Genomic DNA, 728 nt, shown 5'->3' on the forward strand with positions numbered 1-728 from the left:
GACTGGGGTGAAGTCGTAACAAGGTAGCCCTAGGGGAACCTGGGGCTGGATCACCTCCTTAACGATATGGCTGCGTTTGACGCAGTGTCCACACAGATTGCCTGGTCGAAATAGAAAGAACATGTCTCAGGTCCCCAAACCTGAACGTGTAGGCTGATGTCGTTCCTCACCGGTTCGTCACTTCGCTTACACAAAGTTAGCGAAACATATTTCGCTGACAAACTTTGTGTCCCATTCGTCTAGAGGCCTAGGACACCGCCCTTTCACGGCGGTAACAGGGGTTCGACTCCCCTATGGGACGCCACGGGTCGTTAGCTCAGTTGGTAGAGCAGTTGACTTTTAATCAATTGGTCGCAGGTTCGAATCCTGCACGACCCACCATTCTCTCCATGAGGGAATTCAAACTATCGTGGGCGATTAGCTCAGTTGGGAGAGCACCTCCCTTACAAGGAGGGGGTCACTGGTTCGAGCCCGGTATCGCCCACCACTTTCTAATCATTTTCTGCATGGAATCGCAGATTCAATGAAGGTTACTTTGTTGAGTCCGATTTTTTGCCGCCGAAAATCATTAGAAAGTGGTTCTGTCTCTGCGGAGACGAGAAAACACATGCTCTTTAACAATCTGGAAAGCTGACTAGTAAATTCAATTCGATGAATTGAAATTATTGTTTCACCGAAAGGTGAAACGAGTTCTCAAGCAACACACATTCAAGTGTCTTGTGTAAGAA

Annotated in this window: 3 tRNA genes and 1 rRNA gene; all 4 read left to right on the forward strand. The window is 48.1% G+C overall.

The annotated features are described in order from the left end of the window. A 16S ribosomal RNA gene (locus VV869_RS24365) occupies positions 1 to 61 on the forward strand; the annotation flags it as partial. Between the two features lie 167 nt (positions 62 to 228). After that, a tRNA-Glu gene (locus tag VV869_RS24370) sits at positions 229 to 304 on the forward strand. A 1-nt stretch (position 305) separates the two neighbouring features. Continuing rightward, positions 306 to 381 (forward strand) — tRNA-Lys (locus VV869_RS24375). 30 nt (positions 382 to 411) lie between these two features. Beyond that, positions 412 to 487 (forward strand) — tRNA-Val (locus tag VV869_RS24380). The last annotated feature ends 241 nt before the right edge of the window (positions 488 to 728 follow it).

It is taken from the genome of Photobacterium sp. MCCC 1A19761 (assembly GCF_037389125.1).
Classification (GTDB): Bacteria; Pseudomonadota; Gammaproteobacteria; order Enterobacterales; family Vibrionaceae; genus Photobacterium.